Origin of the sequence: Thauera sp. WH-2 (assembly GCF_048321015.1) — a bacterium.
Lineage (GTDB): Bacteria > Pseudomonadota > Gammaproteobacteria > Burkholderiales > Rhodocyclaceae > Thauera.
The window spans coordinates 32,593-56,010 of the sequence record NZ_JBLWFG010000009.1; the positions used below are offsets into that span (position 1 = coordinate 32,593).

General features: G+C 66.8%; 19 protein-coding genes. 3 read left to right on the forward strand and 16 right to left on the reverse strand.

Annotated elements, in window-relative coordinates:
• The first annotated feature begins 209 nt into the window (after window positions 1–209).
• On the forward strand, window positions 210–1,550 hold the full coding sequence (locus tag ACNKW1_RS13650) for a sodium-dependent transporter (RefSeq protein WP_418365145.1): 1,341 nt from the start codon (window positions 210–212) through the stop codon (window positions 1,548–1,550).
• Window positions 1,551–1,596: 46 nt separating this feature from the next.
• Here ACNKW1_RS13650 and ACNKW1_RS13655 read toward each other — a convergent pair whose 3' ends face one another.
• From ACNKW1_RS13655 to sucC, 15 genes are all read right to left on the reverse strand, one after another.
• Entirely contained in the window at window positions 1,597–2,055 is a 459-nt protein-coding gene (locus ACNKW1_RS13655; protein WP_418365146.1) for an Lrp/AsnC family transcriptional regulator, read from the reverse strand.
• A gap of 7 nt (window positions 2,056–2,062) precedes the next feature.
• A complete protein-coding gene (locus ACNKW1_RS13660; protein ID WP_418365147.1) occupies window positions 2,063–2,407 on the reverse strand; it encodes an FKBP-type peptidyl-prolyl cis-trans isomerase in 345 nt (114 codons plus the stop codon).
• Between the two features lie 66 nt (window positions 2,408–2,473).
• Window positions 2,474–3,019, reverse strand: coding sequence for a peptide-methionine (S)-S-oxide reductase MsrA (msrA, locus tag ACNKW1_RS13665; protein WP_418365148.1), 546 nt, complete (start codon window positions 3,017–3,019; stop codon window positions 2,474–2,476).
• Window positions 3,020–3,123: 104 nt separating this feature from the next.
• Window positions 3,124–7,293 (reverse strand): translocation/assembly module TamB domain-containing protein, encoded by a 4,170-nt coding sequence (locus tag ACNKW1_RS13670; RefSeq protein ID WP_418365149.1) that lies wholly within the window; start codon window positions 7,291–7,293, stop codon window positions 3,124–3,126.
• 9 nt (window positions 7,294–7,302) lie between these two features.
• Entirely contained in the window at window positions 7,303–8,103 is an 801-nt protein-coding gene (gene trpC, locus ACNKW1_RS13675) for an indole-3-glycerol phosphate synthase TrpC (protein ID WP_418365150.1), read from the reverse strand.
• Entirely contained in the window at window positions 8,100–9,143 is a 1,044-nt protein-coding gene (gene trpD, locus ACNKW1_RS13680) for an anthranilate phosphoribosyltransferase (RefSeq protein WP_418365151.1), read from the reverse strand. The genes trpC and trpD overlap by 4 nt, the downstream gene beginning before the upstream one ends.
• A 20-nt stretch (window positions 9,144–9,163) precedes the next feature.
• On the reverse strand, window positions 9,164–9,751 hold the full coding sequence (locus ACNKW1_RS13685) for an aminodeoxychorismate/anthranilate synthase component II (RefSeq protein WP_418365236.1): 588 nt from the start codon (window positions 9,749–9,751) through the stop codon (window positions 9,164–9,166).
• A gap of 82 nt (window positions 9,752–9,833) precedes the next feature.
• Complete coding sequence (gene trpE / locus ACNKW1_RS13690) at window positions 9,834–11,306, reverse strand: anthranilate synthase component I (RefSeq protein WP_418365152.1); 1,473 nt, start codon at window positions 11,304–11,306, stop codon at window positions 9,834–9,836.
• Between the two features lie 298 nt (window positions 11,307–11,604).
• Window positions 11,605–12,279, reverse strand: coding sequence for a phosphoglycolate phosphatase (locus ACNKW1_RS13695; protein ID WP_418365153.1), 675 nt, complete (start codon window positions 12,277–12,279; stop codon window positions 11,605–11,607).
• Window positions 12,276–12,971, reverse strand: a complete 696-nt coding sequence (rpe, locus tag ACNKW1_RS13700; RefSeq protein ID WP_418365154.1) for a ribulose-phosphate 3-epimerase — start codon at window positions 12,969–12,971, stop codon at window positions 12,276–12,278. Before rpe ends, ACNKW1_RS13695 begins: the two co-directional genes overlap by 4 nt.
• Before the next feature lie 94 nt (window positions 12,972–13,065).
• Window positions 13,066–15,417 carry an ATPase, T2SS/T4P/T4SS family gene (locus ACNKW1_RS13705; protein WP_418365155.1) on the reverse strand — a complete coding sequence of 784 codons (2,352 nt, stop codon included), beginning with the start codon at window positions 15,415–15,417 and terminating at the stop codon, window positions 13,066–13,068.
• Between the two features lie 78 nt (window positions 15,418–15,495).
• The gene (locus ACNKW1_RS13710) at window positions 15,496–16,257 is read right to left on the reverse strand and encodes a 3',5'-cyclic-nucleotide phosphodiesterase (protein WP_418365156.1); all 762 of its coding nucleotides are present in this window, start codon (window positions 16,255–16,257) and stop codon (window positions 15,496–15,498) included.
• A gap of 118 nt (window positions 16,258–16,375) precedes the next feature.
• On the reverse strand, window positions 16,376–17,068 hold the full coding sequence (locus ACNKW1_RS13715) for an FHA domain-containing protein (protein WP_418365157.1): 693 nt from the start codon (window positions 17,066–17,068) through the stop codon (window positions 16,376–16,378).
• A 157-nt stretch (window positions 17,069–17,225) separates the two neighbouring features.
• A complete protein-coding gene (gene sucD, locus ACNKW1_RS13720; RefSeq protein ID WP_418365158.1) occupies window positions 17,226–18,119 on the reverse strand; it encodes a succinate--CoA ligase subunit alpha in 894 nt (297 codons plus the stop codon).
• A gap of 12 nt (window positions 18,120–18,131) precedes the next feature.
• The gene (gene sucC / locus ACNKW1_RS13725) at window positions 18,132–19,292 is read right to left on the reverse strand and encodes an ADP-forming succinate--CoA ligase subunit beta (RefSeq protein WP_418365159.1); all 1,161 of its coding nucleotides are present in this window, start codon (window positions 19,290–19,292) and stop codon (window positions 18,132–18,134) included.
• Window positions 19,293–19,752: 460 nt separating this feature from the next.
• On the opposite strand from sucC, the gene ACNKW1_RS13730 reads away from it, so the two are divergent.
• Complete coding sequence (locus tag ACNKW1_RS13730) at window positions 19,753–21,408, forward strand: FimV family protein (RefSeq protein ID WP_418365160.1); 1,656 nt, start codon at window positions 19,753–19,755, stop codon at window positions 21,406–21,408.
• Window positions 21,409–21,411: 3 nt separating this feature from the next.
• Here ACNKW1_RS13730 and ACNKW1_RS13735 read toward each other — a convergent pair whose 3' ends face one another.
• Complete coding sequence (locus ACNKW1_RS13735; protein ID WP_418365161.1) at window positions 21,412–22,161, reverse strand: Nif3-like dinuclear metal center hexameric protein; 750 nt, start codon at window positions 22,159–22,161, stop codon at window positions 21,412–21,414.
• Between the two features lie 71 nt (window positions 22,162–22,232).
• Between ACNKW1_RS13735 and ACNKW1_RS13740 the strand changes: the two genes are divergently transcribed.
• Window positions 22,233–23,396, forward strand: a complete 1,164-nt coding sequence (locus tag ACNKW1_RS13740; RefSeq protein ID WP_418365162.1) for a Do family serine endopeptidase — start codon at window positions 22,233–22,235, stop codon at window positions 23,394–23,396.
• Window positions 23,397–23,418: the final 22 nt, after the last annotated feature.

The window sequence follows — 23,418 nt, forward strand, 5'->3', positions numbered from 1 at the left end:
CAAGGGCCATCTGGTTCGCAACCAGCTCACGTCTGCACCGCACAAACGGCAAGGGCGCGTCTACACTGCGGCCTTTTTTGCCCTCCGCGCCACGAGCGCCGACATGAATGAGGAGACTACCGTGATCCAATCCGCCACTTCCGGCCACGTGCGCCACCCCGCACGCCCCTTGGTGCGCCCTGCGCCGACCGCACGCAAGGAGTGCTGACATGAGCGCCACCACGCACGCCCAATGGTCGTCGCGGATGGGCTTCGTGCTCGCCGCCACCGGTTCCGCCGTCGGCCTCGGCAACATCTGGAAATTTCCCTACATGGTCGGGCAGAGCGGCGGCGCCGCCTTCGTCCTCGTTTACCTGCTGTGCATTGCACTGATCGGCGTGCCCATCCTGGTGTCGGAATGGATGATCGGCCGCCGCGGCCAGAAGAACCCGATCAACACCATGGCGCAGCTCGCGCAGCAGCACGGGCATACGCGCAACTGGGCGGTGGTCGGCATCGTCGGCGTGCTTGCGGCCTTCCTGATCCTGTCCTTCTACTCGGTGATCGGCGGCTGGGCGTTGGCCTACATCCGCGACGCCGCCACCGGTAGCTTCACCGGCCTGGACAAGGGTAGCGTTGGCGCGATCTTCGAAGGCTTCCTGGCCAGCCCCGCCGAGCTGCTGAGCTGGCACACCGTGTTCATGCTGCTCACCGTGATCATCGTGGCGATGGGCGTGTCGTCCGGCCTGGAGCGGGGCAGCAAGATCCTGATGCCGGCGCTGGCGCTGATCCTGGTTGTTATGGTCGGTTACGGCATGACGACTGGCGCGTTCGGCCAGGCCGTCGCCTATCTGTTCAACCCCGACTGGAGCAGGCTTGACGGCTCGGTGCTGCTCGCCGCGCTCGGACACGCCTTCTTCACCCTTTCGCTGGGCATGGGGATCATGATGGCCTACGGCTCCTACCTAGGCGAGGACGTGAATCTGCTGCGTACCGCGCGCACCGTGGTGATCATGGACACCGTGTTCGCGCTCTGCGCCGGCCTGGCGATCTTCCCGATCGTGTTCGCCAATGGCCTGGACCCCGCGGCCGGCCCCGGCCTGGTGTTCGTCACACTGCCGCTGGCCTTCGGCAACATGGGCGGTGGCCTGGTGCTGGGCAGCCTGTTCTTCCTGCTGCTGACCTTCGCCGCGCTGACCTCGTCGATCTCGCTACTGGAGCCGGTGGTCGAACTGCTCGAAGAGCGCACGCCAATGAATCGCGTCACCGCCACCGTAGTGGCCGGCGTGACGATCTGGGCGCTGGGCATCGCCGCGCTGCTGTCGTTCAACATCTGGGGTGACGTCAAGCTGTTCGGGCTCAACATCTTCGACCTGCTCGACTACGTCACCAGCAAGTTCATGCTGCCGCTGGCGGGCCTGGGCGCGATCGTGTTCGCGGCGTGGAAACTCGAGCAGGCGAGCGTGAAGCGCGAACTGCGCCTCGGTGACACAGGTTTCGCGTTGTGGACGGTGCTGGCGCGCTACGTAGCGCCGCTGGGCGTGCTCTACGTGTTCTGGAACAACCTGTAAGACCTCGCGCCTCACGGCGCGATCGAAGGAAACGGCCCTGCCCGCCTCACAGCGGCAGGGCCGTTTCGTTCTTGATCTCGCGCAGCGCCACCGCCGAGTGGGTGACGTCGATCTCGGGGATCTTGAGCAGGAAGTCGTGCATGAAGACCGAAAGCGCCTCCAGATTCGGCAGGTAGAGCTTGAGCAGGCAGTCGGTCTCGCCGAGCAGTTCGTAGCACTCGACCACCTCTTCGCAGGCCTTCACCACCTTCTCGAAGCGTTCGAGCACGTCGGCACTGTGCTGCTTCAGCTTGACCCTGACCCAGACGCAAGTGCCCAAGCCCACCTTCTGCCGGTCGACGAGCGCGACGTAGCCGCGGATCACACCCGCCTCCTCCATGTCGCGCACCCGCCGCCAGCACGGGGTGGGAGACATGCCGACCTTGTCGGCCAGCGCCTGGGTGCTCAGCGTGGAATCCTTCTGCAGCAAGGTCAGGATGTGGCGCTGCGCCGGGTCAAGTTTCATGGCGGGCTCAGAGCACCTTGAGCAGTTCGACCTCGAACACCAGGGTGGCGTTGGGCGGGATGACGCCGCCGGCGCCGCGCGCGCCATAGCCGAGCTCGGGCGGGATGGTGAGCTTGCGCTTGCCGCCTTCCTGCATGCCCTGCACGCCCTCGTCCCAGCCGCGGATCACATGGCCGGCACCGAGCGGAAAGGCGAACGGGTCGTTGCGGTCCTTGCTCGAGTCGAACTTGCGCCCATCCGTGAGCCAGCCGGTGTAATGCACCGAGACCATGCGGCCCGCAACGGCAGTGTCGCCGGTGCCGACTTCAAGTTCTTCGATGACGAGGCCGCTGGGGGCCGTCTGCTGGGTCATACCGTTCTCCTGTCTTGGGTGGAAGCGCGCATTCTACCCGCTGTACCACAGCCGCAGCGGCGGCGATCAGCCGGCGAAGCGCATGCGGTACTTGGCAACCTTGGGCGCGACGACATACTGGCAGTAGGGCTGATGACTGTTGTTGGCGTAGTAGTCGTGATGCTCGGGCTCCGCCGCCCAGAACATCGGCGCGGGCAGCACCTGCGTGACGATGGGCGCGGGAAACGCGCGCTCGCGGGTCAGCTCATCGATCAGGGCAAGCGCGCTGTCGCGCTGCGCATCGCGGGTGGTGAAGATCACCGAGCGGTACTGCGGACCGACGTCATTGCCCTGGCGGTCGGGCGTGGTGGGGTCGTGGATGGTGAAGAAGATCTCGAGCAGGCGCCTGTAGCTCACCACCGACGGATCGAAGTCGATCTTCACCACTTCGGCGTGGCCGGTGGTGCCGGTGCACACCTGGCGATAGCCGGGATCATCGACGTGGCCGCCACAGTAGCCGGGCACCACTTCCTCCACGCCATCGACGAGGTCGAAGACGGCTTCGAGGCACCAGAAGCAGCCACCGCCAAGGATGGCGGATTCCGTTGCTGCGTGTGATGTTTGCAGGCTCATCGGGTTCTCCTTGATCGTGTTGCCCCTTGGGAGCCGGCCAACGCACGAATGTTCCCGCCCGACTGCACCTCGCGCGGCTCCATGCGGAGCGAGCCGACGGGCCTTCAGCGGAACGAGAAGCCGTACTGCAGGTCGAGGGCCGTGTCAGTGCCACCGCGCGCGATCACCGACATGCGGCGCGAAAGCTGGTAGGTGAGCTTCACCAGGGTCGCCGCACCGCCCAGGCTCTGCTCGAAGGACAGGAACAGGTCCGGGCCGAGGCGCTTGCCCAGGCTGAGCACCTGCCCCGCCACCGAGGGGCCGCTGGCCACCGTCGACCCGCTCCCGACCACCCGGCTCGAGGCAGCACGGCTGGTGCTGTTGAGCTCGCCCTGGCCGAAGGAAAAGGAATCGAAGCCGAGGCTGCGCGACAGTTCCTCGGTCATGCCACCGCCCGGACCGCCGAGTAAGCCGGCCGCCGCCGGCAGCAGCAGGCCGAGATCGGCGCCCGAGCCGGCGTCCGGTGCGCGCCCGAGCACGATCCACGACAGCTTGGCGGGGTCGGGCACGTTGGGCTCGGACACGAGGCGGATCTGCGGGCGCTTTGCGCTGCCGGTGACAGACACGCCCGCCTCCACCTCCAGGCCCTTGCGCAGCGCAACGATGTTGAGACCCGGCGCATCCAGCGGTCCCTGAAAGTTGATCAGGCCGCGCTCGATGGTAAGGTTCTGCCCGTAACCTCGAAAGCCGCCGCCTACCGTAGAGATCGTGCCCACCGCCGACAGCGGCCGCCCCGGTTGCAGGCGGATGCGCAGGTCACCCGCAAGCCGGGTCTCCAGTCCCATTGCCGACAGGTAGAGCGCATCGCCCAACCCCACGCGCACGTCGGCATCCACCGTGAAGGCACCGCCGCCCTCGGCCGGGGCTTCGCCCTTGAGCACGATCACGTCATCCGACAGGCTGGGCGGCAGCGATTCGGCGAACTCGATGTAGCCGGCGTCCGCACGGAAGCCCGCGTCGAGCACCAGCGAGGTCCAGGTGCTGCGCGCGCTGCCCTCACCCGAGACCAGCATCCAGCGATCATCGCGCTGCAGCAGCGGCAGACGGTCGGCATCGAAGCGGAAGTTGCCTGCGCCACTGGCAAGCGCCACCTCACCGCGCGCGGTGAAGCGTCCCGGCGTGGCGGTGAGCCGCTCGAAGGGAATGCGGTTCTCCGGCGGGCGCACACGGTTGTCGGAGACGAACTCGAGCCGCTCCAGGCGCACGCGCTCGTCGTCGAAGTCGAGATCGAGCTCGCCGCCGGCGAGGATCAGGCCCTGATCGATGAGGGTGAAGGCGAGCTCGCGGCCCTCGACGCGCCCGCTCGCGCTCGGCGCCTCGAGCGTGCCCCCAAGGGTGAACTCACCGGCGATGCGGCCGGCGGTCTCGACATTCTCACGCGCCAGGCGGCCGAGCCAGGTGATCGAGGGCATATCCAGCCGGGCAGCACCGCTCAGCGCGGTCGCGGGCGGCACGCTCCACATGCCGTCGGCGTCGCGTCGTGCACGCAAACCGGCCTCGGCCTGCACGCTGCCGAACTCGCGCCCCCGTGCATCGAGCGTCACGCGCAGCCGGTCGCCTTGCGCACGCAACACGGCCTCGAGCCCCTCCAGCCCGAGCCGGGTGCGGATCTCGCCTTCGACGCTGAGATCGCCGGACTCGCGGAACACGCGCGCCTCGCCTTCGAGCGTCTTCCCGACCGCCAGATCCCACTTCGCGCCGAGCGTGAGCGGGTCGGCGTTGCGGCGCGGGCGGCCGTCCGCGCGCGGCGGGCGCAGGTCGAGCGCCAGCCCGGCCAGCTCGCCACGCAGCACGCTGCGCGTGGGCGACCAGGTGGTTTCCTGAAGGCGGATGCGGCCCTTCTGCCCCGCGTCGATATTCGCTGCACCGAGGCTGACGCGGTCGGCAGCCAGGGACAACGGTGCCGGGGCGAGCAGCCTGGCCGCAAAGCGCCCGGCGGTCTCGAGCGCGGCCAGCTCTCCGCGCCAGCGCGGCGCATCGCCCTCGAGCACGCCTCCCTGGAGCACGAGGCGCAGGGTGTCGGCGACCTCGTCCTGCTCCGGGGTCTGCGCGCTGAGTTCGAACCTGTGCTGCGCACGCGAGCCCTCGGCCGCGACTTGCGCGCCCGCCAGCCAGTCGGGCTGCGCCTTGCCGTTCGCGCCGGGGCTCGCGGGGCCGAACCCGGACAGGCCCAGCGCGAGCGCGAAGGGTCCGTCGATGCCGCGCTCGAGGCGGACGCTGCCGTTGACGCCGTCCAGCGCCACGTCGCCGGGCAACACCAGCTTCTCGCCGAAGAACTGCAGCTGGCCGTTGGGCGCCTCGACCGTCCCGCCCACCTGCCCTTCGGCTCCCAGCCTGCCGGCGAGCTCGAGGCCGAGCGCCTTGCCGAGCCGGGACAGCGCCGGCGCATCGAGGCGCAGCGAGAGCGTGTCCGCCGCCCCCCCGAGTGCCCCTTGGGCGGCCAGCGTGTTGCCCGCCGCGTCGAGACGCACGCGCAGTTCGGGCAAGCGCTCGCCCTGCAGCCGCACCCGGCCCTCGCCGCTCAGCGGCAAGCCCTCGAGCACGCTGTCCGGGATCGTGAAATCGAGCGCGGCGACCTTCGGCAGGCCTTCGGCGGGCAGCTCGGCCTCGGCCACGAGATCGAGATCGAGGCGCGCCCTGGGCGCCTCGGGTAGAACGGCGCGCGGATCAAAGCCACGGATACGGGCGTCCACCCGGGCGACGCGCAGCGCCGGGAGCGTCGCCGCCTGGCCCGGCGTCTGGCCAGTCTCCGCGGCCTCGTCGTTCGTCTGCCCGGCTGACGGCCCGCTTGCCGCGAGCGCCTCGAGCGCGGCCTCGGCGTCGATGCGCGCGGCGCCCACGTCGAGTCCGATCCGCGCGCTCTGGCGGTCAGCATCGGCCTCGGCATCGACGCGGCCGGCGACGATCTGGCGCGGCAGCCGGGTATCAAGCGCCTGCGTGTCGATGCCGGCCAGGGCCAGCGCCGCGACCACCCGGCCAAAACCGTTCGGATCATCCCCATCGCTCGGCGGCGCCCAGGCGAGGCTGCCGTCGATACGCCCCTCGCCGGGCAGGCGGATGGCGAGCGCGTCGAGCGCGATCCGACCGACGCGCCAGTCGAGCACACCTTCGAAGTGCTGCAGCGGAATGCCCCCCGCGTCGGCCGCCGCCGGGAGGCGGTTGTCGAGGCGAAGCGGGCCGGTAAGCAGGCCTTCGCCGTCGGCGGGCGCCGCGAGCTCGGCCACGAGCCTCAAGGCAGCCGTGGGGGCACCGTCGACGAAGGCGGCCGGGTCGAGTTCGCCCGCTTCGAGGTGCAGGCGGCGCAGGGGATTCGGCGCGAAGCTCTCGGCCGCAGCCTCGAGTCGCACCTGCAGGCCGTCGGAGCTCGCTTCGGCGCGCAGTTGCGGCTCGAGCAAGGAGTTGCCGAGCGTGACCGACACCGACAGCGGTCGCGACTCGATGACGCCCTCGAAGCCACCCTCGCCTTCCAGCTTGAAAGGCGAGGCGCCGGCCAATGCCAGCGCCAGCCTCGCCCTGCCCTGCGGCACATCGACGACGAGCTCGCGCAGGTGGTGCAGCCTGCCATCGCTGTCGAGCGCAGCCTCGAGCCCGGTGAAGATCAGCCCCTGCTCGGCCGCCACCTCGGTGGTCGCCTCCGCAGCCTGGGCGGGGTCGGAGGCCGCGTCGGCGGCGCGTTCCAGGGTTTCGGCGGCCTGCTCGAGCACACCCTCAGGCGCGCCGGGCGCGGGCAACTCGTGCATCGCGAACGCGCCGATGGCGAGGCGCGCGATCTCGACCGCGAGCGGGATCTCGAGCGAGCCCGGCGGCTGCGGCGGCGGCGGAGACGCAGGCTCATCTTCGGCGACGACCTGGCCCAGATCAACGCGCGCGACGCTCAGCACGTCGACCTGCAGCCGGCGCGACAACAGCGCCGAGGGCTGCCAGGCGAGCGTAAAGTCCCTCAGCCCGAGCTCAAGCGCCGGCGAGCGATAGTCGAGCCGCTCGATGTCCAGGCGGCCGAGCACACGGCCGCGCGCGCCCTGCACCTGCAGCGCGCCAGCGGTGACGCGCTGCGCCAGCGCGATCGCTGCGTCCAGGCCCGACTGCGTACCCAGCAGCCACGCCGCAGCACCGATCACGAGCGCGACCGGCAGCGCCACAGCCCAGCCCAGCGCCTTCAGCACGCCACGGCCACGCGACCGCACCGGGCTCGGGCTGGTCGCGGGCTGTGCGGGATTCGCTGCGTCGTCGCCCATGGGCGTCCGTCAGCCGCCGAACAAGGCCTGCAACTCCAGACCCGGGTCGGGCGCGCGCATGAAGGCTTCGCCGACGAGGAATGTATGCACGTCGTGGCTGCGCATCAACGCGACGTCCTGCGGCTGCAGGATGCCCGACTCGGTGACCACGACGCGCCCGCCTGGGCCGCTGGCGATGCGCGGCAGCAGGTCGAGCGTGGCCTGCAGCGAGACCTCGAAGCTGCGCAGGTTGCGGTTGTTGATACCGATCAGCGGCGTCTGCAGCTGCAGGGCCTGGTCGAGCTCGGCGCCATCATGCACCTCGACCAGCACCGCCATGCCGAGCGCGATCGCGAGCTGCTCCATGTCGCGCATCTGCGCGAGATCGAGGCAGGCCGCGATGAGCAGGATGGCGTCGGCACCCATCGCCCGGGCCTCGAACACCTGGTAGGGATCGATCATGAAGTCCTTGCGCAGCACGGGCAGCCTGCACGCAGCGCGGGCTTGCTGCAAGTAGGCGGGGTCACCCTGGAAGAACTGGCGGTCGGTAAGCACCGACAGGCAGGCGGCGCCAGCGCGCTCGTACGCGGCGGCGATCTCGGCGGGGTGGAAGTCGGCGCGGATGACACCCTTGGACGGACTGGCCTTCTTGATCTCGGCGATGACCGCAGGGCGGCCGGCCGCATGCTTCGCGCGGATGGCGGCGACGAAATCGCGCGCCGACGCCGCCGCCTCCGCCTGCGCACGCAGCGCGGGCTGGGGCAGCTCGGCGCGCGCGGCGGCGACCTCCTGCTCCTTGACGGCACAGATCTTCTGCAGGATGTCGCTCATTTGCCGCTCCGGAACTGCTGGGTGAAGCGCACGAACGCGTCGAGCCTGGCCCGCGCGGCGCCGCTCTCGATGGTCTCGCGAGCACGCAGGATGCCGGCGCCGATGGTATCCACCAGGTTGGCGGTGTACAGCGCCACGCCGGCGTTGAAGACGACGATCTCGCGTGCAGGCCCGGTCTGGTTGTCGAGCACGCCCAGCAGCACCGCGCGCGACTCTGCGGCGTCCTCGACGCGCAGGTTGCGGCTGCCCGCCATGGCGAGGCCGAAATCCTCGGGGTGAATCTCGTACTCGGTGACCTTGTTGTCCTTGAGCTCGCCGACCAGCGTGGTACCGCCGAGGCTGACCTCGTCCATGCCGTCCAGGCCATGCACCACCAATACGTGGTTGGCGCCAAGGCGCTGCATGACGCGCGCCTGGATGCCGACGAGGTCGGGGTGGAACACACCCATCAAGGTATTGGGGGCACTGGCCGGATTGGTTAGCGGGCCCAGGATGTTGAAGATCGTGCGCACGCCCATCTCGCGCCGCACCGGAGCGACGTTCTTCATCGCCGCGTGATGCGCCGGGGCATACATGAAGCCGATGCCGGTCGCCTCGATGCACTCGGCGATCTGCTGCGGCGTGAGGTCCAGGTTGACGCCGAGCGCCTCGAGCACGTCGGCCGCGCCCGATTTGGACGAAACGCTGCGCCCGCCGTGTTTGGCCACACGCGCACCGGCCGCGGCAGCAACGAAGATGGTGGCCGTGGAGATGTTGAAGGTGTGTGCGCCATCCCCCCCCGTCCCGACCACGTCCAGGAAGTGATCGTGCGGCGGCTGCACGACGACCTTGGTCGACAGCTCGCGCATCACGGTGGCTGCGGCGGTGATCTCGCCGATGGTTTCCTTCTTGACCCGCAGCCCGGTGAGGATGGCCGCGGTCATCAGCGGCGAGATCTCGCCGGCCATGATCTGTCGCATCAGCGACAGCATCTCGTCGTAGAAAATCTCGCGGTGCTCGATCGTGCGTTGCAGGGCTTGCTGGGCAGTAATCGTGGTCATGATGGTCTCGCAGCGAGGTCTCAGGCGGCGGCCGGCAGGCGTGCGCCGCGGTCGAGGAAGTTCTTCAGCAGCGCGTGTCCGCACTCGGTGAGGATGGATTCGGGGTGGAACTGCACACCCTCGATGTCGAGTGTCCTGTGGCGCACACCCATGATCTCATCGTCGTCGGTCCAGGCGGTCACTTCCAGACAGTCGGGCAGCGTCGAGCGTTCAATCGCAAGGGAGTGATAGCGCGTGCAGGTCAGCGGATTGGGCAGACCGCGGAACACGCCGGCATCCTTGTGATGCACGGGTGAGGTCTTGCCGTGCATCAGCTTCTGCGCGTGCACGATGCGCCCGCCGAAGGCGGCACCGATGCTCTGGTGGCCAAGGCACACGCCAAGGATGGGGAGCTTGCCGGCGAAGGCCTTGATGGCCGGAACCGAGATGCCGGCCTCGGCCGGCGAGCATGGCCCGGGCGAAATGACGAGGTGATCCGGCGCGAGGCGCTCGATCTGTTCAAGGGTGATCTCGTCGTTGCGGAACACCTTCACCCTGGCGCCCAGTTCGCCGAAATACTGCACGAGGTTGTAGGTGAAGCTGTCGTAGTTGTCGATCATCAGCAGCATGGTCTTCCCTTCGCGAAGGCCGGCGGAGTGGGCCGGCTTCGTAAGCATTCAGGTTACACAGGCGCGGGGCGCGCCAGAGCACTCAGGCCCGGGTGTCCAGCCCGCCTTCGGCCATCTCGGCGGCGCGCAGCATTGCACGCGCCTTGCTCTGCGTTTCCTGCCATTCGGCTTCGGGGTCGGAGTCGGCGACGATGCCCGCGCCGGCCTGGACGTGGATCTGCCCGTCCTTGACGACCGCGGTACGGATCGCGATCGCGATGTCCATGTCGCCATGAAAGCCGAGATAGCCAACCGAACCCGCATAGATGCCGCGCTTGACCGGCTCCAGTTCATCGATGATCTCCATCGCCCGCACCTTCGGCGCGCCCGACACGGTCCCGGCGGGGAAGGTAGCGCGCAGCACGGCGAGCGCATCGAGCCCCTCCTTGAGCTTGCCCTCGACATTGGAGACGATGTGCATCACGTGCGAGTAGCGCTCGATGGTGAAGCGCTCGGTGACCTTGACCGAGCCGATCTCGGATACGCGCCCGGCGTCGTTGCGGCCAAGGTCGAGCAACTGCACGTGCTCGGCAATTTCCTTCTGGTCGGCGAGCAACTCCTTTTCCAGCGCGAGATCCTCGGCCACCGTGGCGCCGCGCTTGCGCGTGCCGGCGATCGGGCGCACGGTGACGACGTCGTCCTCAAGCCGGGTCAGGATCTCGGGCGAGGCGCCGACGACGTGGAAGTCCTCGAAGTTGAAATAGAACATGTAGGGCGAAGGATTGAGCGAGCGGATGGCGCGGTACAGCGCCATCGGACTGGCGGCGTAGGGCTTGCTCATGCGCTGCGACAACACGACCTGCATCACGTCGCCGTCGACGATGTACTGCTTGGCGCGGCGCACCGCGTCCTTGAAGCCTTCTTCGCCGAAGCTCGACACCGCGGGCGCGGACTCGGCTCGGATCTCCTCGGGAATCTGCACCGGCGCCCGCAACCGGGCGAGCAACTCGCGCAGACGCTTCTGGGCGCGCTTGTACGCACCGGGCACCTCCGGCTCTGCGTACACGACGAGCGTGAGCTTGCCGCTGAGGTTGTCGACGATGGCGACCTCCTCGGACAGCAGCAGCAGGATGTCGGGAGTGCCCAGCGTATCGGTCTTCTCGGTCTTCGCCAGCTTGGGCTCGATGTAGCGCACCGTGTCGTAGCCGAAGCAGCCCACGAGCCCGCCGGCGAAGCGCGGCAAATGCTCGCGTGGCGGCACCTTGATGCGGTTCATGAACTCGGCGACGAAGTTGAGCGGATCGCCGTAGTCGCGGCGCTCGACCAGGCGGTTGCCGGTGAGCAGCAGCGCCGAGCGGCCATAGACCTCGATGCGCGTGGGCGACGAGAGCCCGATGAAGGAGTAACGGCCGAAACGCTCCCCTCCCTGCACCGACTCGAGCAGGTAGGTGTAGGGCTCGTTGGCGAGCTTCAGGTAGATGGAGAGCGGGGTATCGAGATCGGCGAAGGTCTCGAGGGTGAGCGGAATGCGGTTGTAGCCCTCGGCGGCGAGGGCGTTGAACTCGTGTTCGAGCATGGGGGCTCCACGTGGATCGTTTGAATCGGAAGGGCTTGCAGCAGGCGGGGCAGGGATGCGGCGGATGCGCCGCAGACCCCGCGGTGGGAGGTCGCGTTCAGTGGCCCAGAGGCCAACGCCAGCCACCGTTCCAGACCGGCTGGACGGAGGGCGAGGCGGCGATGAAGCGATCCCGGGTTGCGAGCATCACGATGTCGATCTTGAGTGGATATGAACGATTGCGCGAGAGAACTGCGTTGGAAAACCGCGCGAAAGATCCGCGCGAGAGTCCGGCCGACGACTGCAGAGCGTTGGTTCGCTATGCACAGGCGATATGATCCAACACTTCGAGTGCGTTCGATAGTAGCCCATCGCATTCTATGGTGTCCACCGGCATGCCCTCGCTGTATCCGTAGCGCACCAGCAGCACCGGCATGCCCGCGCTGCGGGCGGCGAATGCGTCATTGGCCGAGTCGCCGATCATCAGTGCGCGCGGTGCCTCCACCCGCATCCGCTCGCAGGCCAGATGCAGTACAGCCGGATCGGGCTTCTTCACCGCAAGCGTGTCACCGCTCACCACGGTATCGAAGAAATGCGCGATCTCCATGCGTGCGAGCAGCGGCAGCGTGAAAGCCTCCGCCTTGTTGGTCACCACCGCCAGCGGCAGGCCTCGTGTGCGCAAGGCGCCCAGCAACTCGACGACGCCCGGGTAGATACGGGTGCGAGCACCATTGACGAGGGCGTAATGGCGGCGGAACACCGTCACTGCAGTCGCGATCTCCTCCTCGCGCGCATGACTGCCCTCCGTCATGCAGCGATGCACGAGGTTGGGAATACCCTTGCCGACGAAGCTGTGGATTTCGTCCTGACTACGGACCGGGCGACCGAGCTCAACCAGCATCCGGTTGGCGGCATCGGTGAGATCGGCGATAGTGTCGAGCAGGGTGCCATCGAGGTCGAACAGCACGGCCTGCGGGGCAAAGCGTGCGCTCATGCAGCCACCCGGGCAAGCTCGCTGCGCAAGGCACCGATGATCGAGTCGTAGCGGTGGGGGTCGCCCTCCTTGCCCGCGCCGAATACCGCGGAGCCGGCGACGAAGGTGTCGGCGCCCGCACGCGCGATGTCGGCGATGTTCTCGGTCTTCACCCCGCCGTCGATCTCGAGCAGGATGCGGCGCCCGGTACGTGCCTCGTAGGCATCGAGCCTCGCTCGCGCCGCTTGCAGCTTGACCAGGGTCTCGGGAATGAACTTCTGGCCGCCAAAACCGGGGTTGACGCTCATCAGCAGCACCACGTCGATCTTGTCCATGACGTGGTCCATCCAGGCCAGCGGCGTGGCGGGATTGAACACCAGCCCGGCCTGGCAGCCCGAGTCGCGGATCAGGCCGAGCGAGCGGTCGATGTGCTCGGAGGCCTCGGGGTGGAAGGTGATGATGCTGGCACCGGCCTTGGCGAAATCGGGAATGATGCGGTCAACCGGCTTCACCATCAGGTGCACATCGATCGGCGCGGTGGTGTGGGGACGGATCGCCTCGCACACCAGCGGGCCGATGGTGAGGTTGGGGACGTAATGGTTGTCCATCACGTCGAAGTGGATCCAGTCGGCGCCGGAGGCGATCACGTTGCGCACTTCCTCGCCGAGGCGGGCGAAGTCGGCGGACAGCAGGCTGGGGGCGATGCGGTACATGGCGGTCTCCGGAGGCAGGGGGTCAGTCCGGATTCTAACCGCAGCAGACACGCGCTTGTGGCCGCCAGCAGCCACAAACGCAGCAACTGTGCGCTCAGCGCACGCAGACCTTGCGCACCTGTTTCATGTCGGTGATGCCCGCCAACACCTTCTCCATGCCGTCCTGGCGCAGGGTGCGCATGCCCTCGTGCAGCGCCTGGCCAAGTACCTGGTCTACGCGGCCACGCTCCTGGATCAGACGCTTGATCGCTTCCGAACCCTGCATGAGCTCATGCAGGCCCACCCGCCCCTTGTAGCCGTGGTTGCAATGCTCGCACCCCACCGGGGCATAGAGCGTGAAGCGCCCCGCCTTGTCGGCGAATGCCTCCTTCCAGCGCGCAAGCACCCTTCCCCGCGCGCCTTCCGGGTCGGCCCGGAACTCGTCTACGAGGTGCATGTCCTCGCAGTACTCCTCCAGCATGCGATGCATCTCGTCCTCGTCCGGGTGATAGGCCGCCCGGCACTTCAGACACAGGCGCTTGGCGAGGCGCTGGGCGAGTACGCCGAGCAGGGCGTCGGCGAAGTTGAACGGGTCCATACCCATGTCGAGCAGGCGAACCACCGACTCGGGCGCGCTGTTCGTGTGCAGGGTCGAGAACACAAGGTGGCCGGTGAGCGAGGCCTCGATACCCACGGTAACGGTCTCGTGGTCACGCATCTCGCCCACCATGATCACGTCCGGATCGGCACGCAGGAAGGCACGCATCATGGTGGCAAAGTCGATGCCGGCCTTGCGGTTGACCTGAACCTGGCGCAAACCCTTCTGGGTGATCTCCACGGGGTCCTCGACCGTCCAGATCTTGGTGTCGGGCGTGTTGATGTAGTTGAGGATGGAGTGCAGCGTGGTGGTCTTGCCCGAGCCGGTGGGACCGCACACGAAGAAGATGCCGTAGGGCTTGGCGATCGCCCCCTTGAGCCGTTCGAGATTGAAGGGCAGCAGCCCGAGCTTGTCGATCTGGATCGGCTCGCTGCTCGCGAGCAGGCGCATGACCACATCCTCCATACCCCCTTGGGTGGGCAGGGTGGCCACGCGCAGCTCGAGATCGATGGGCGCGAACTTGCGGAAGCGGATCTTGCCGTCCTGCGGCTTGCGGCGCTCGGCGATGTCGAGATCACACATGATCTTGATGCGGGTCACGAGCGGATTGCGGTAGCTCGCCGGCACCTCGATGTAAGGTACGAGGGAGCCGTCCTTGCGGAACCGGATCAGGGTCTTCTCCCGCCCGGGGCGCGGCTCGATGTGGATGTCGGAGGCACCCTGCTTGTAGGCGTCGATGATGACCTTGTTGACCAGCTTGACCAGTTCGTTGTCCGCTGCAGCGGTGACATCGTCCTTACGCGCAACGCTTTCCTCCTCGTGCTCGTCGAGCCCGGAGAGCAGGTCGTTGACCGAGGCATCGCCCAGGTCGACGCCGAAGAACTGTTCGATGGTCTGCTCGAAATCACGCTCGGTCGTGACGCGGTAGCTGAGGCGCTTCTTCAGAAACACGTTCTGCGCGACACCCGAACTCCTCACCTGCTCGGGATCGATGCACAGGATCACCACGCCTTCGGTGGTTTCCTCATAGGGTAGCCAGAGGCTCTGCTCGACATACTCGCGCTTGATGTTGCGCAGCAGGTCCAGCGGTTTGACGTGGTTGGCCACGAAGGGCTGGTACGGCACGCCGAAGAAGCGTGCCGCCGCTTCGCCCAGCTCTGCAGTCCCCAGGCCGAACTGGTCGATCAGAACGGATTCGGTGCCGTTGCCATTCTCGCGTGCATCGCGCGTGGCATCGGCGAACTCCTCGGCCGTGATCCGCCCGTCCATGACCAAGGCGTCAAAGCGGGAGCGCAGCCTTGCGGGCTGGCTCGCATGGCGCAGAAAAGCGACGGCCAGCGTCTGCGCAAGCCCCTGCACGCCCTCCTCCGCAATCTGGGAAAAAGGCGCCCCGCTCAGCGTGTTGATCAGCTGCAACACACCAAGTAGCTTGCCGCTCTCCGGATCGCGGATCGGGGCGACGAGCATCTGGCGGGAGTGGAAGCCGGTACTGGCATCGACCTCGCGCCTGAGCTTGAGCCCAGGCGAGATCTGCTGCAGTTCGGAGTCGTCGTAGGCGTCCCGGATGTTAACGAGTTGCCCACTGAGCGCGACGAAGCCTGCGATGCTGTTCTCGGCGATCGGCAGGCGAATGCTCTGCACGCCGCTCAGCCCGGTCTTCACCCGGGTGATGATGGAGTGCCCGCTCTCGTCCACAGTGTAGATGCTGAAGCGCTCGGCCTCGAACAGGGCACAGAACTCGGGCGCAAGCTCAAGGAGGAGCTCGTCGACATTCCGGCTCGCGTGGATCCGGTTCGTGAGCGTCTGCAATCCCTTGAAAAAGGCCAGGCGGCGCGTCACGGCGCTGACGGGGGGCGCATTCTCGGTCATTCTCTCCTCGCTTGCTCTTCGTTCTGGATCAGGCAGGCGCTACCTGCCCGTCGCTGCGGCGCCCCCGCACCCGCTCGCTCAGAATTCGAGCACGTCGCCCTGGCCGAGCCGACGCAGGATCCGCCCTCCCTCGTGCAGTTCTTCCATGATGCGCAGGCTCGCGCCTGGCTTGAGGTGACTGACGTGCACCCGGGGCGCTCCTCCGATGCGGTCGAGCATGGCATGTGCGGAGCTCGGGCACAGATGCCGGGACGCGCTCGCCAGCGCTTGCTGGTCTTCGGCGAAGGCGGTCTCGAGGATGAGGTGGCGCAGTTGCGGGCAGGCATTGATCGCATCGATCAGTTCTTCACAGTACGCAGTGTCGCCAGAGAAGACCAGTTGCCCATGCCCGCTGTCAAGCCCATACGCCACCGAGGGGATGGTGTGCCGCGCAGGCAGCGCGGTAATGCACCTTCCATCGAGCTCGACGGAGTCCCCCACCTGCAGGGGGCTGAAGCGCATGAAGGGCCGCTCACGGTCGGGAATCGCGGTGAAATCCGGCCAGATCTGCCAGTTGAAGATGTGCGCCTGCAGGGCTGCGATGGACTCGCCGAGCGCATGCACCACGAGCGGCGAGGCCCTCAGCTCGCCCACCGTATCCACCAGCAGAGGCAGGGCTGCTATGTGATCGAGGTGGACATGGGTGAGGAAAACGTGATCGATGCGGCGAAGCACCTCCAGCGGCAGGTCACCCACACCCGTGCCGCAGTCGATCAGGATGTCGTCGTCAACAAGGAAGGAGGTGGTGCGCGACTGCGAGCCACCGATTCCACCACTGCACCCCAGAACCTCGAGCCTCATCTCTCCGACCACCCATCGCGCGCCCGACCTGAGGTCAGCGCAGAATCCTCATGATGCGATCAAAGTTAACACTTCGGGCTCCGGCTGCCGCGGCACAAAATCACGGCTCGTCGCGCGCTCAGGCGCGCAGGAAGAACTCCATCTTCACGCCAGCCAGCTCGATGATGTCGTGGTCGCGCAACGGGCGCGCCTGGGCATCGATTGCCTTGCCGTTGACGAGCGGAAAGCTCGCGCCTTCGACATGGGTGATGAAGAAGCCGTGCGGTCGCCGCGTGATGACCGCAACCTGACGCCCGGGCTTCCCGAGCGTCGTCAGCGACTTGGTGAGTTCCAGTTCACGCCCTGCATTGCCGCCGCTGAGGACCTGGATCACGCCAGTGACAGCGCCCGCCGCCGGTGCAGCCTGGGTACCGGACAGCCCGACATCGGTTGCAACCTCGGCATCGACCATGGTACCGGGCATCTGGAACGGCTTGAGGGCAACCGAGTCGATCATCTCGGATGCCGCCAGTCCGGGCTTGGCGTCGTCGACGATGTACTTGATGCGGTACTTGCCCAGCTCGATCACGTCGTTGTTGCGCAGGACATTCTTCTTGACCTGCTGGCCGTTCAGATAGGTGCCGTTGGTACTGTTCTGGTCTTCGAGAAAGGCATCGTTGGTGATGCAGGTGATCACCGCGTGGTGCCCGCTGATCGCCAGGTTGTCGATCTGGATGTCGTTGTCCGGCTTGCGCCCGATGGTGGTGCGCTCCTTGACGATCGGCAGCTCCTTGAGCACCAGACCGTCCATGCTGAGAACCAGTTTCGGCATGACCCTACCCGTCGAAGAGTTCCTGTTGCAGTCCCTGCGCGCACCGCAAGTCGCAGCGGAAACAACGCACGAGCGCATTCTACAGCGCGACCGCAACGCGTTAACAAAAAAGGCGCCGGACTCGCCGGCGCCTCTTGTCTGCGTCATGCAAGAACGATCAGAGCATCGCCTTGAGCAGCTTGCCCATTTCGGAGGGGTCACGCGTGACCTTGAAGCCGCACTCTTCCATGATGGCGAGCTTGGCGTCGGCGGTGTCGGCACCGCCGGAGATCAGCGCGCCAGCGTGGCCCATGCGCTTGCCGGCCGGGGCGGTAACGCCGGCGATGAAGCCGACGATCGGCTTCTTCATGTTGGCCTTGCACCACATCGCGGCTTCGGCTTCGTCCGGACCGCCGATCTCGCCGATCATGATCACCGCGTCGGTGTCCGGATCGTCGTTGAACATGCGCATCACGTCGATGTGCTTGAGGCCGTTGATCGGGTCGCCGCCGATACCGACCGCCGAGGACTGGCCGAGACCGATCTCGGTGAGCTGAGCCACGGCTTCATAGGTCAGCGTGCCGGAGCGCGACACGACGCCGATGCGGCCCTTGCGGTGGATGTGGCCGGGCATGATGCCGATCTTGATCTCGTCGGGCGTGATCAGGCCGGGGCAGTTGGGGCCGAGCAGCAGGGTTTCCTTGCCGCCAGCGGCAACCTTCTGCTTCATCTTGTTGCGCACCATCAGCATGTCACGGACCGGGATGCCTTCGGTGATGCAGATCGCCAGGTCGAGGTCGGCCTCGCAGGCTTCCCAGATGGCATCGGCAGCACCCGCGGGCGGCACGTAGATGACCGACACGGTGGCGCCGGTCTCGGCAGCGGCTTCCTTGACCGAGGCGTAGATGGGGATGTCGAAGATCTTCTCGCCCGCCTTCTTCGGGTTCACGCCGGCGACGAAGCAGTTCTTGCCGTTGGCGTATTCCTGGCACTTCTCGGTGTGGAACTGACCGGTCTTGCCGGTGATGCCCTGGGTGATGACCTTGGTGTCTTTGTTGATCAGGATGGACATTCGAAGCTCTCCTTACTTGACCGCAGCGACGATCTTGGTCGCGGCATCCGCCATGGTGTCGGCGGTGATGATCGGCAAACCCGACTCGGCGAGGATCTTCTTGCCGAGGTCTTCGTTGGTGCCCTTCATGCGCACCACGAGCGGGACGGAGAGGTGAACTTCCTTGGCTGCAGCGACCACGCCGGTGGCGATGGTGTCGCACCGCATGATGCCGCCGAAGATGTTGACCAGAATGCCCTTGACCTTGGGGTTCTTGAGCATGATCTTGAAGGCTTCGGTGACCTTCTCGGTGGTCGCGCCGCCGCCGACGTCGAGGAAGTTGGCCGGCTCGGCGCCGAACAGCTTGATCGTATCCATGGTAGCCATGGCCAGACCGGCGCCATTCACCAGGCAACCGATGTTGCCGTCGAGGCTGATGTAGGCAAGGTCGAATTTGGATGCTTCGAGCTCGTCAGCGTCCTCTTCGTCGAAGTCACGGAAATCGACGATTTCCGGGTGACGGTAGAGGGCGTTGGAGTCGAAGTTGAACTTCGCGTCGAGCGCCTTGATGTTGCCGTTGCCCTCGAGGATCAGCGGGTTGATTTCCGCGAGCGAGGCATCGGTTTCCATGTAGCAGGTGTAAAGGCGCTTGAGCGTGTCGACCGCCTTGGCCACGGAAGCGTCGGGCACCCCGATGCCGCGGGCCAGGTTCTCGGCCTGAGCGTCGGTCAGACCGACGAGCGGATCGACGAACTCCTTGAGGATCTTCTCGGGGGTACTGTGGGCGACTTCCTCGATGTCCATGCCGCCTTCCGAGGAGGCCATCATCGCAACCTTCTGCGTGGCACGGTCGGTCAGCGCGGCGACGTAGTATTCGTGCTTGATGTCGGCGCCTTCCTCGATCAGCAGGTTGCGCACCTTCTGGCCCTCGGGGCCGGTCTGGTGGGTCACGAGCTGCATGCCGAGGATGTCATTGGCGTGCTGGCGCACTTCGTCGAGCGAACGGGCGAGCTTTACGCCGCCGCCCTTGCCGCGGCCACCCGCGTGGATCTGGGCCTTGACCACCCAGATCTTGCCGCCGAGTTCCTCGGCCGCCTTGACCGCTCCGTCGACCGACACGCAGTGGAAGCCGCGCGGCGTAACGACGCCGTATTTTCTCAACAGTTCTTTTGCCTGATACTCATGAATCTTCATGGTTGCCCTTCGATCGAAGCCGTGACGGCACTGACCGTCACGAACAGGTTGATGGCACGACTCGGAGCACGCGCTCCGCCACGGGCGTCGTCTCCCTCGGCCGCCGCCCGTCGTATTGAATCGGGACCCCCCCGACCCGACCCGCAAGCCGGGCGCACAAATGCCCCGGTGCAAGACTCCATAATTATAACCCGCTTTGGACGGCGCACTGGTGCACTGCAATTGCGCGATACAGGCTGGACGGGAGCACAATTCCGGGCCCACCCCTCTCGCCGCCGTCATGGAGCAGCACGACCAACCAAGCGCCCGAAAGCGTCGCAAACAAGGCGTGATGCGGTGCGCACACCGTCGAAGCGAGTACAATTTCATGCACGATCATGCGACAGAGTTCCTGGAGCGGACCTTGCAGGCCTGATAAAAAAAGTCCCACTCGAACAACCCAGCGCCGGACGCGCGGACGATGAACACCAAACTCATACCGCTTTCCCTTGCCATTGCAGCCGCCCTGCTGACGCAGACGCCGGCGGTGCACGCGGCTTCGCTGGGCGAAATCCAGGGAACCTCGGCGCTGGGAGAGGCCTTCCGCGCAGAGATTGCACTCATCGGCGCCGGCACTGAAGTCGGTTGCTTCCGGGTGGCCAGCGTTCGGGCCGAAGAAGACGGGATTCCTGCCATCGGCAGCGGGCAGATCACTATTGAGGGGCGTGGCACACAGGCCCGACTTGTGATCCGTAGCAGCGCCCGCGTACACGACCCCATCGTCCGCATCGCGGTCGAAAACATCTGCGAATCGCGCCTGCACAAGGAGTTCACCCTCCTGCTCCCTTTCACCTCGGCGGCCGATACCGCAGCTCCGCAGCCCAGGCCGCAAGCGCGCCCCCGTCCTGCATCGCGCCCAGGCGCGGGAGCGCCTCCGGCCACGACGCCGAAGAAACCAGCAACCGCCCCCGCCAAAGGTGAGCCTCCCGCGCGCACTGCATCCAAAGGCCGTCCCGCAGGAGGAGAATCGTCCAGCGATCGCCTCGTCGTCGACAAGGCGGAGCCCCCGGTCGGTGCGAACACACGGGGCGAACGCACGCCCGCAGAGCCCTCGGCCGATCTGCTGACCCGCGAGCGCGAACTCGCGGCCGCCATCGACCGCAGCATCATTGCCGAGATGGAACTACTCGCGCGCATCAAGGAATTGGAAGAGATCCAGGCCCGACTGGAGGCTCGGCTGCGAGCGGCAGTCGCGAGCGCGCCGGCAGCAGCGCCTGCCATTCCGTCCATCCCTGCAGCAAGCGCGCCCGTCGCTGCAGCGCCCGCAGCGCAAGCGCCGACTGCGACCGATACGATACAGAACGACGTTTACCTGTTCGCCGGCTTGGGGGCTGTCGCCCTGCTGCTGGCGCTGTGGCTGCGCGGCCGGCGCAACGAACCGCCCCCCGTAGCGAAACGGCCGACGGATGAGGACGCACGCGAGAACGTGCGACGTGGCGTCGCGCGTGCGGAGGATACCCTGTTCGCAAGCCCAACCACGGTTTCCACGTCCACAGTCACCCGCCCCCCCACGCCGGCAGAAGCCCGGGCCGAGGCCTTCTCCCTTGCGCCGCCGCCGGAAGTGGTCGACACCGAATCCATGGAGGAGCACAAGTCCGCGGTCGAGCTCGCCGAGATCATGATGAGTTTCGGCCGCGTGCGCGGCGCTGCGGACACGCTCGCCGAGTTCATCCGCAGCAACCCGCGCGAAGCCGTCACGCCGTGGTTGAAGCTGCTGGAGGCCTATCGCGCGGGCGGCCTGCGCGAGGAATTCGATGCCGTCGCACGCGAGCTCAACAAGACCTTCAACGTCAACACCGTCACTTGGGACAATTACGACACCCTGCGCAACATTTCGGCAAGCCTCGAAGACCTCTCGCACGTTTCCGAGAACCTGCAGCACAGTTGGGGCACCACCGTTTGCCAACGCTACTTGCAGCACCTGTTGCGCGACAACCGGGACGGCACCCGCGCAGGCTTCCCGTTCCCCGTGGTGGACGAAATCCTTACCCTGGCGGCAATCCTCGACGACCAGCTCGGACCGTACAAGTCCGTGATGGAGCAGGTCGCTCCGCCGGCCTCCACCTTGCAGCGCTAGGGGCTACACCGGGTTGTCGAGATCGACAAAGTCGGCCTGCAATCCGAATTGCCGCGCGAGATGCTCTGCCACGGCGCGAGCGCCGTAGCGTTCGGTCGCGTGGTGACCCGCAGCAAGGTAAGGCACTCCGGACTCGCGCGCGAGGTGCACCGTCTGTTCCGAGATCTCGCCTGACACATACAGATCCGCGCCGGCGAGGATCGCCTGCTCGAAATACCCCTGCGCGGCACCGGTGCACCAGGCCACCCTTCGCACCACACGCCCGGCGTCGCCCACCAGCATCGGATCGCGCCGCAGGCTCGCGCCGATCGTGACAGCAAGGTCGCCTGCCGTCATGTCCGCCCGGGCGGGACGACCGATCCAGCCCAGGTCCTGATCGGCGAAGCGACCTTCGACCTGCCAGCCCATCAGCGCCCCGAGCTGCGCGTTGTTGCCGAGTTCCGGGTGCATGTCGAGCGGCAGATGGTAAGCGAACAGGCTGATGTCGTTGGCAAGCAGGGCACGCAGGCGACGACGCCGGTAGCCGGTCACCCGTCCATCGTCGCCACGCCAGAACAGGCCGTGGTGGACGAACACCGCATCGTAGTCGCCGCCAACGGCGTGGTCGATCAAGGCCTGGCTGGCGGTGACACCACACAGCACACGTGCAACCTCGGCACGACCTTCCACTTGCAGACCGTTTGGGCAATAATCCTTGAGCCGCGGGGTATCCAGGAGCGCGTCCAGTTGCGCCCCAAGCTCGGCAAGTTGCATTCGATCCTCTCCATTCCATGGACGGGCTTGCGCTTCCTCTGCGCCCCACCCGACACCATCAGGCCCACATTATGCGCCGCTTGTGGCTCATCTTCGCGCAGGCCGTCACCGTCAGCGTGGCCGTGCTGTTCGTGCTCAACACGCTTAAGCCGGAGTGGCTGCGCACAGCCACCCCGGCATCGGTTGTCGCGATTCTCGAAGCGCCGGACAACGGCGAAGCGCGCGCCCAGGCGACAAGCTCCTACGCCGACGCCGCGCAACGCTCGATGCCGGCGGTGGTGCACATCTTCACCACCAGCGCCGGCCGTGGCCAGCGCCACCCGCTGTTCGACGATCCGCTGTTCCGTCATTTCTTTGGCGACCGCCCACAACAGGAGCGAGGCCAGCGCGAAGCCGGCCTGGGCTCGGGCGTCATCGTCAGCCCTGAGGGCTATGTCCTCACCAACAACCACGTCATCGAAACCGCCGATGCGATCGAGGTTGCACTGAACGACGGACGCAAGTTCTCCGCCCGCCTGATCGGCCGCGACCCGGAAACCGACCTGGCCATCCTTCGCATCGAGACGGATGAACCGCTGCCGGTGATCACTTTCTCCGGTACCGACAGCCTGACGGTGGGCGACGTCGTGCTCGCCATCGGCAACCCTTTCGGGGTGGGCCAGACCGTGACCATGGGCATCGTGTCTGCGCTTGGGCGCAGCCAGCTCGGCATCAACACCTTCGAGAACTACATCCAGACCGACGCCGCCATCAACCCCGGCAACTCGGGTGGCGCCCTCGTCGACAGCCGCGGCGATCTGGTAGGCATCAACACCGCGATCTACTCTCGCTCTGGCGGTTCGCTTGGCATTGGTTTCGCGATCCCGGTATCGATCGTGCGCGACGTGCTGCAGCAGATCGTCGCCAGCGGCGAGGTGGTGCGCGGCTGGGTCGGCGTGGAGATACAGGACCTGACCGCCGAACTGGCGGCCTCGTTCGGCCACCCGGACGCCAACGGCGCGCTGATCGCGGGCGTGCTGCGCGGCAGCCCCGCGGATCGCGGCGGCGTCCGCCCGGGAGACATCCTGATCGCGGTCGACGGGCGCAGCGTTCGCGACCCGAGGGCGATGCTGGACATGGTCGCCGCCCTCCCTCCCGGCAGAAAGTCCGGCTTCACGGTGAAAAGGAACGGCGAGCAACTCGAGCTCACGGTCGAAGTCGGACGCCGGCCAACACCCGCCAGCACACGGCGCTAGGTCAGAACCGAGCGCATTCCGG

Coding starts and splice junctions, on each gene's coding strand:
- ACNKW1_RS13735 (WP_418365161.1), bottom strand. CDS start 22,161: ATGCAACTTGCCGAGCTTGGGGCGCAACTGGACGCGCTCCTGGATACC.
- trpE (WP_418365152.1), bottom strand. CDS start 11,306: ATGCTCGAACACGAGTTCAACGCCCTCGCCGCCGAGGGCTACAACCGC.
- ACNKW1_RS13650 (WP_418365145.1), top strand. CDS start 210: ATGAGCGCCACCACGCACGCCCAATGGTCGTCGCGGATGGGCTTCGTG.
- ACNKW1_RS13705 (WP_418365155.1), bottom strand. CDS start 15,417: ATGACCGAGAATGCGCCCCCCGTCAGCGCCGTGACGCGCCGCCTGGCC.
- sucC (WP_418365159.1), bottom strand. CDS start 19,292: ATGAAGATTCATGAGTATCAGGCAAAAGAACTGTTGAGAAAATACGGC.
- msrA (WP_418365148.1), bottom strand. CDS start 3,019: ATGAGCCTGCAAACATCACACGCAGCAACGGAATCCGCCATCCTTGGC.
- ACNKW1_RS13740 (WP_418365162.1), top strand. CDS start 22,233: ATGCGCCGCTTGTGGCTCATCTTCGCGCAGGCCGTCACCGTCAGCGTG.
- ACNKW1_RS13655 (WP_418365146.1), bottom strand. CDS start 2,055: ATGAAACTTGACCCGGCGCAGCGCCACATCCTGACCTTGCTGCAGAAG.
- sucD (WP_418365158.1), bottom strand. CDS start 18,119: ATGTCCATCCTGATCAACAAAGACACCAAGGTCATCACCCAGGGCATC.
- ACNKW1_RS13730 (WP_418365160.1), top strand. CDS start 19,753: ATGAACACCAAACTCATACCGCTTTCCCTTGCCATTGCAGCCGCCCTG.
- trpD (WP_418365151.1), bottom strand. CDS start 9,143: ATGACCACGATTACTGCCCAGCAAGCCCTGCAACGCACGATCGAGCAC.
- ACNKW1_RS13710 (WP_418365156.1), bottom strand. CDS start 16,257: ATGAGGCTCGAGGTTCTGGGGTGCAGTGGTGGAATCGGTGGCTCGCAG.
- ACNKW1_RS13660 (WP_418365147.1), bottom strand. CDS start 2,407: ATGACCCAGCAGACGGCCCCCAGCGGCCTCGTCATCGAAGAACTTGAA.
- ACNKW1_RS13670 (WP_418365149.1), bottom strand. CDS start 7,293: ATGGGCGACGACGCAGCGAATCCCGCACAGCCCGCGACCAGCCCGAGC.
- trpC (WP_418365150.1), bottom strand. CDS start 8,103: ATGAGCGACATCCTGCAGAAGATCTGTGCCGTCAAGGAGCAGGAGGTC.
- ACNKW1_RS13695 (WP_418365153.1), bottom strand. CDS start 12,279: ATGAGCGCACGCTTTGCCCCGCAGGCCGTGCTGTTCGACCTCGATGGC.
- rpe (WP_418365154.1), bottom strand. CDS start 12,971: ATGTACCGCATCGCCCCCAGCCTGCTGTCCGCCGACTTCGCCCGCCTC.
- ACNKW1_RS13715 (WP_418365157.1), bottom strand. CDS start 17,068: ATGCCGAAACTGGTTCTCAGCATGGACGGTCTGGTGCTCAAGGAGCTG.
- ACNKW1_RS13685 (WP_418365236.1), bottom strand. CDS start 9,751: ATGCTGCTGATGATCGACAACTACGACAGCTTCACCTACAACCTCGTG.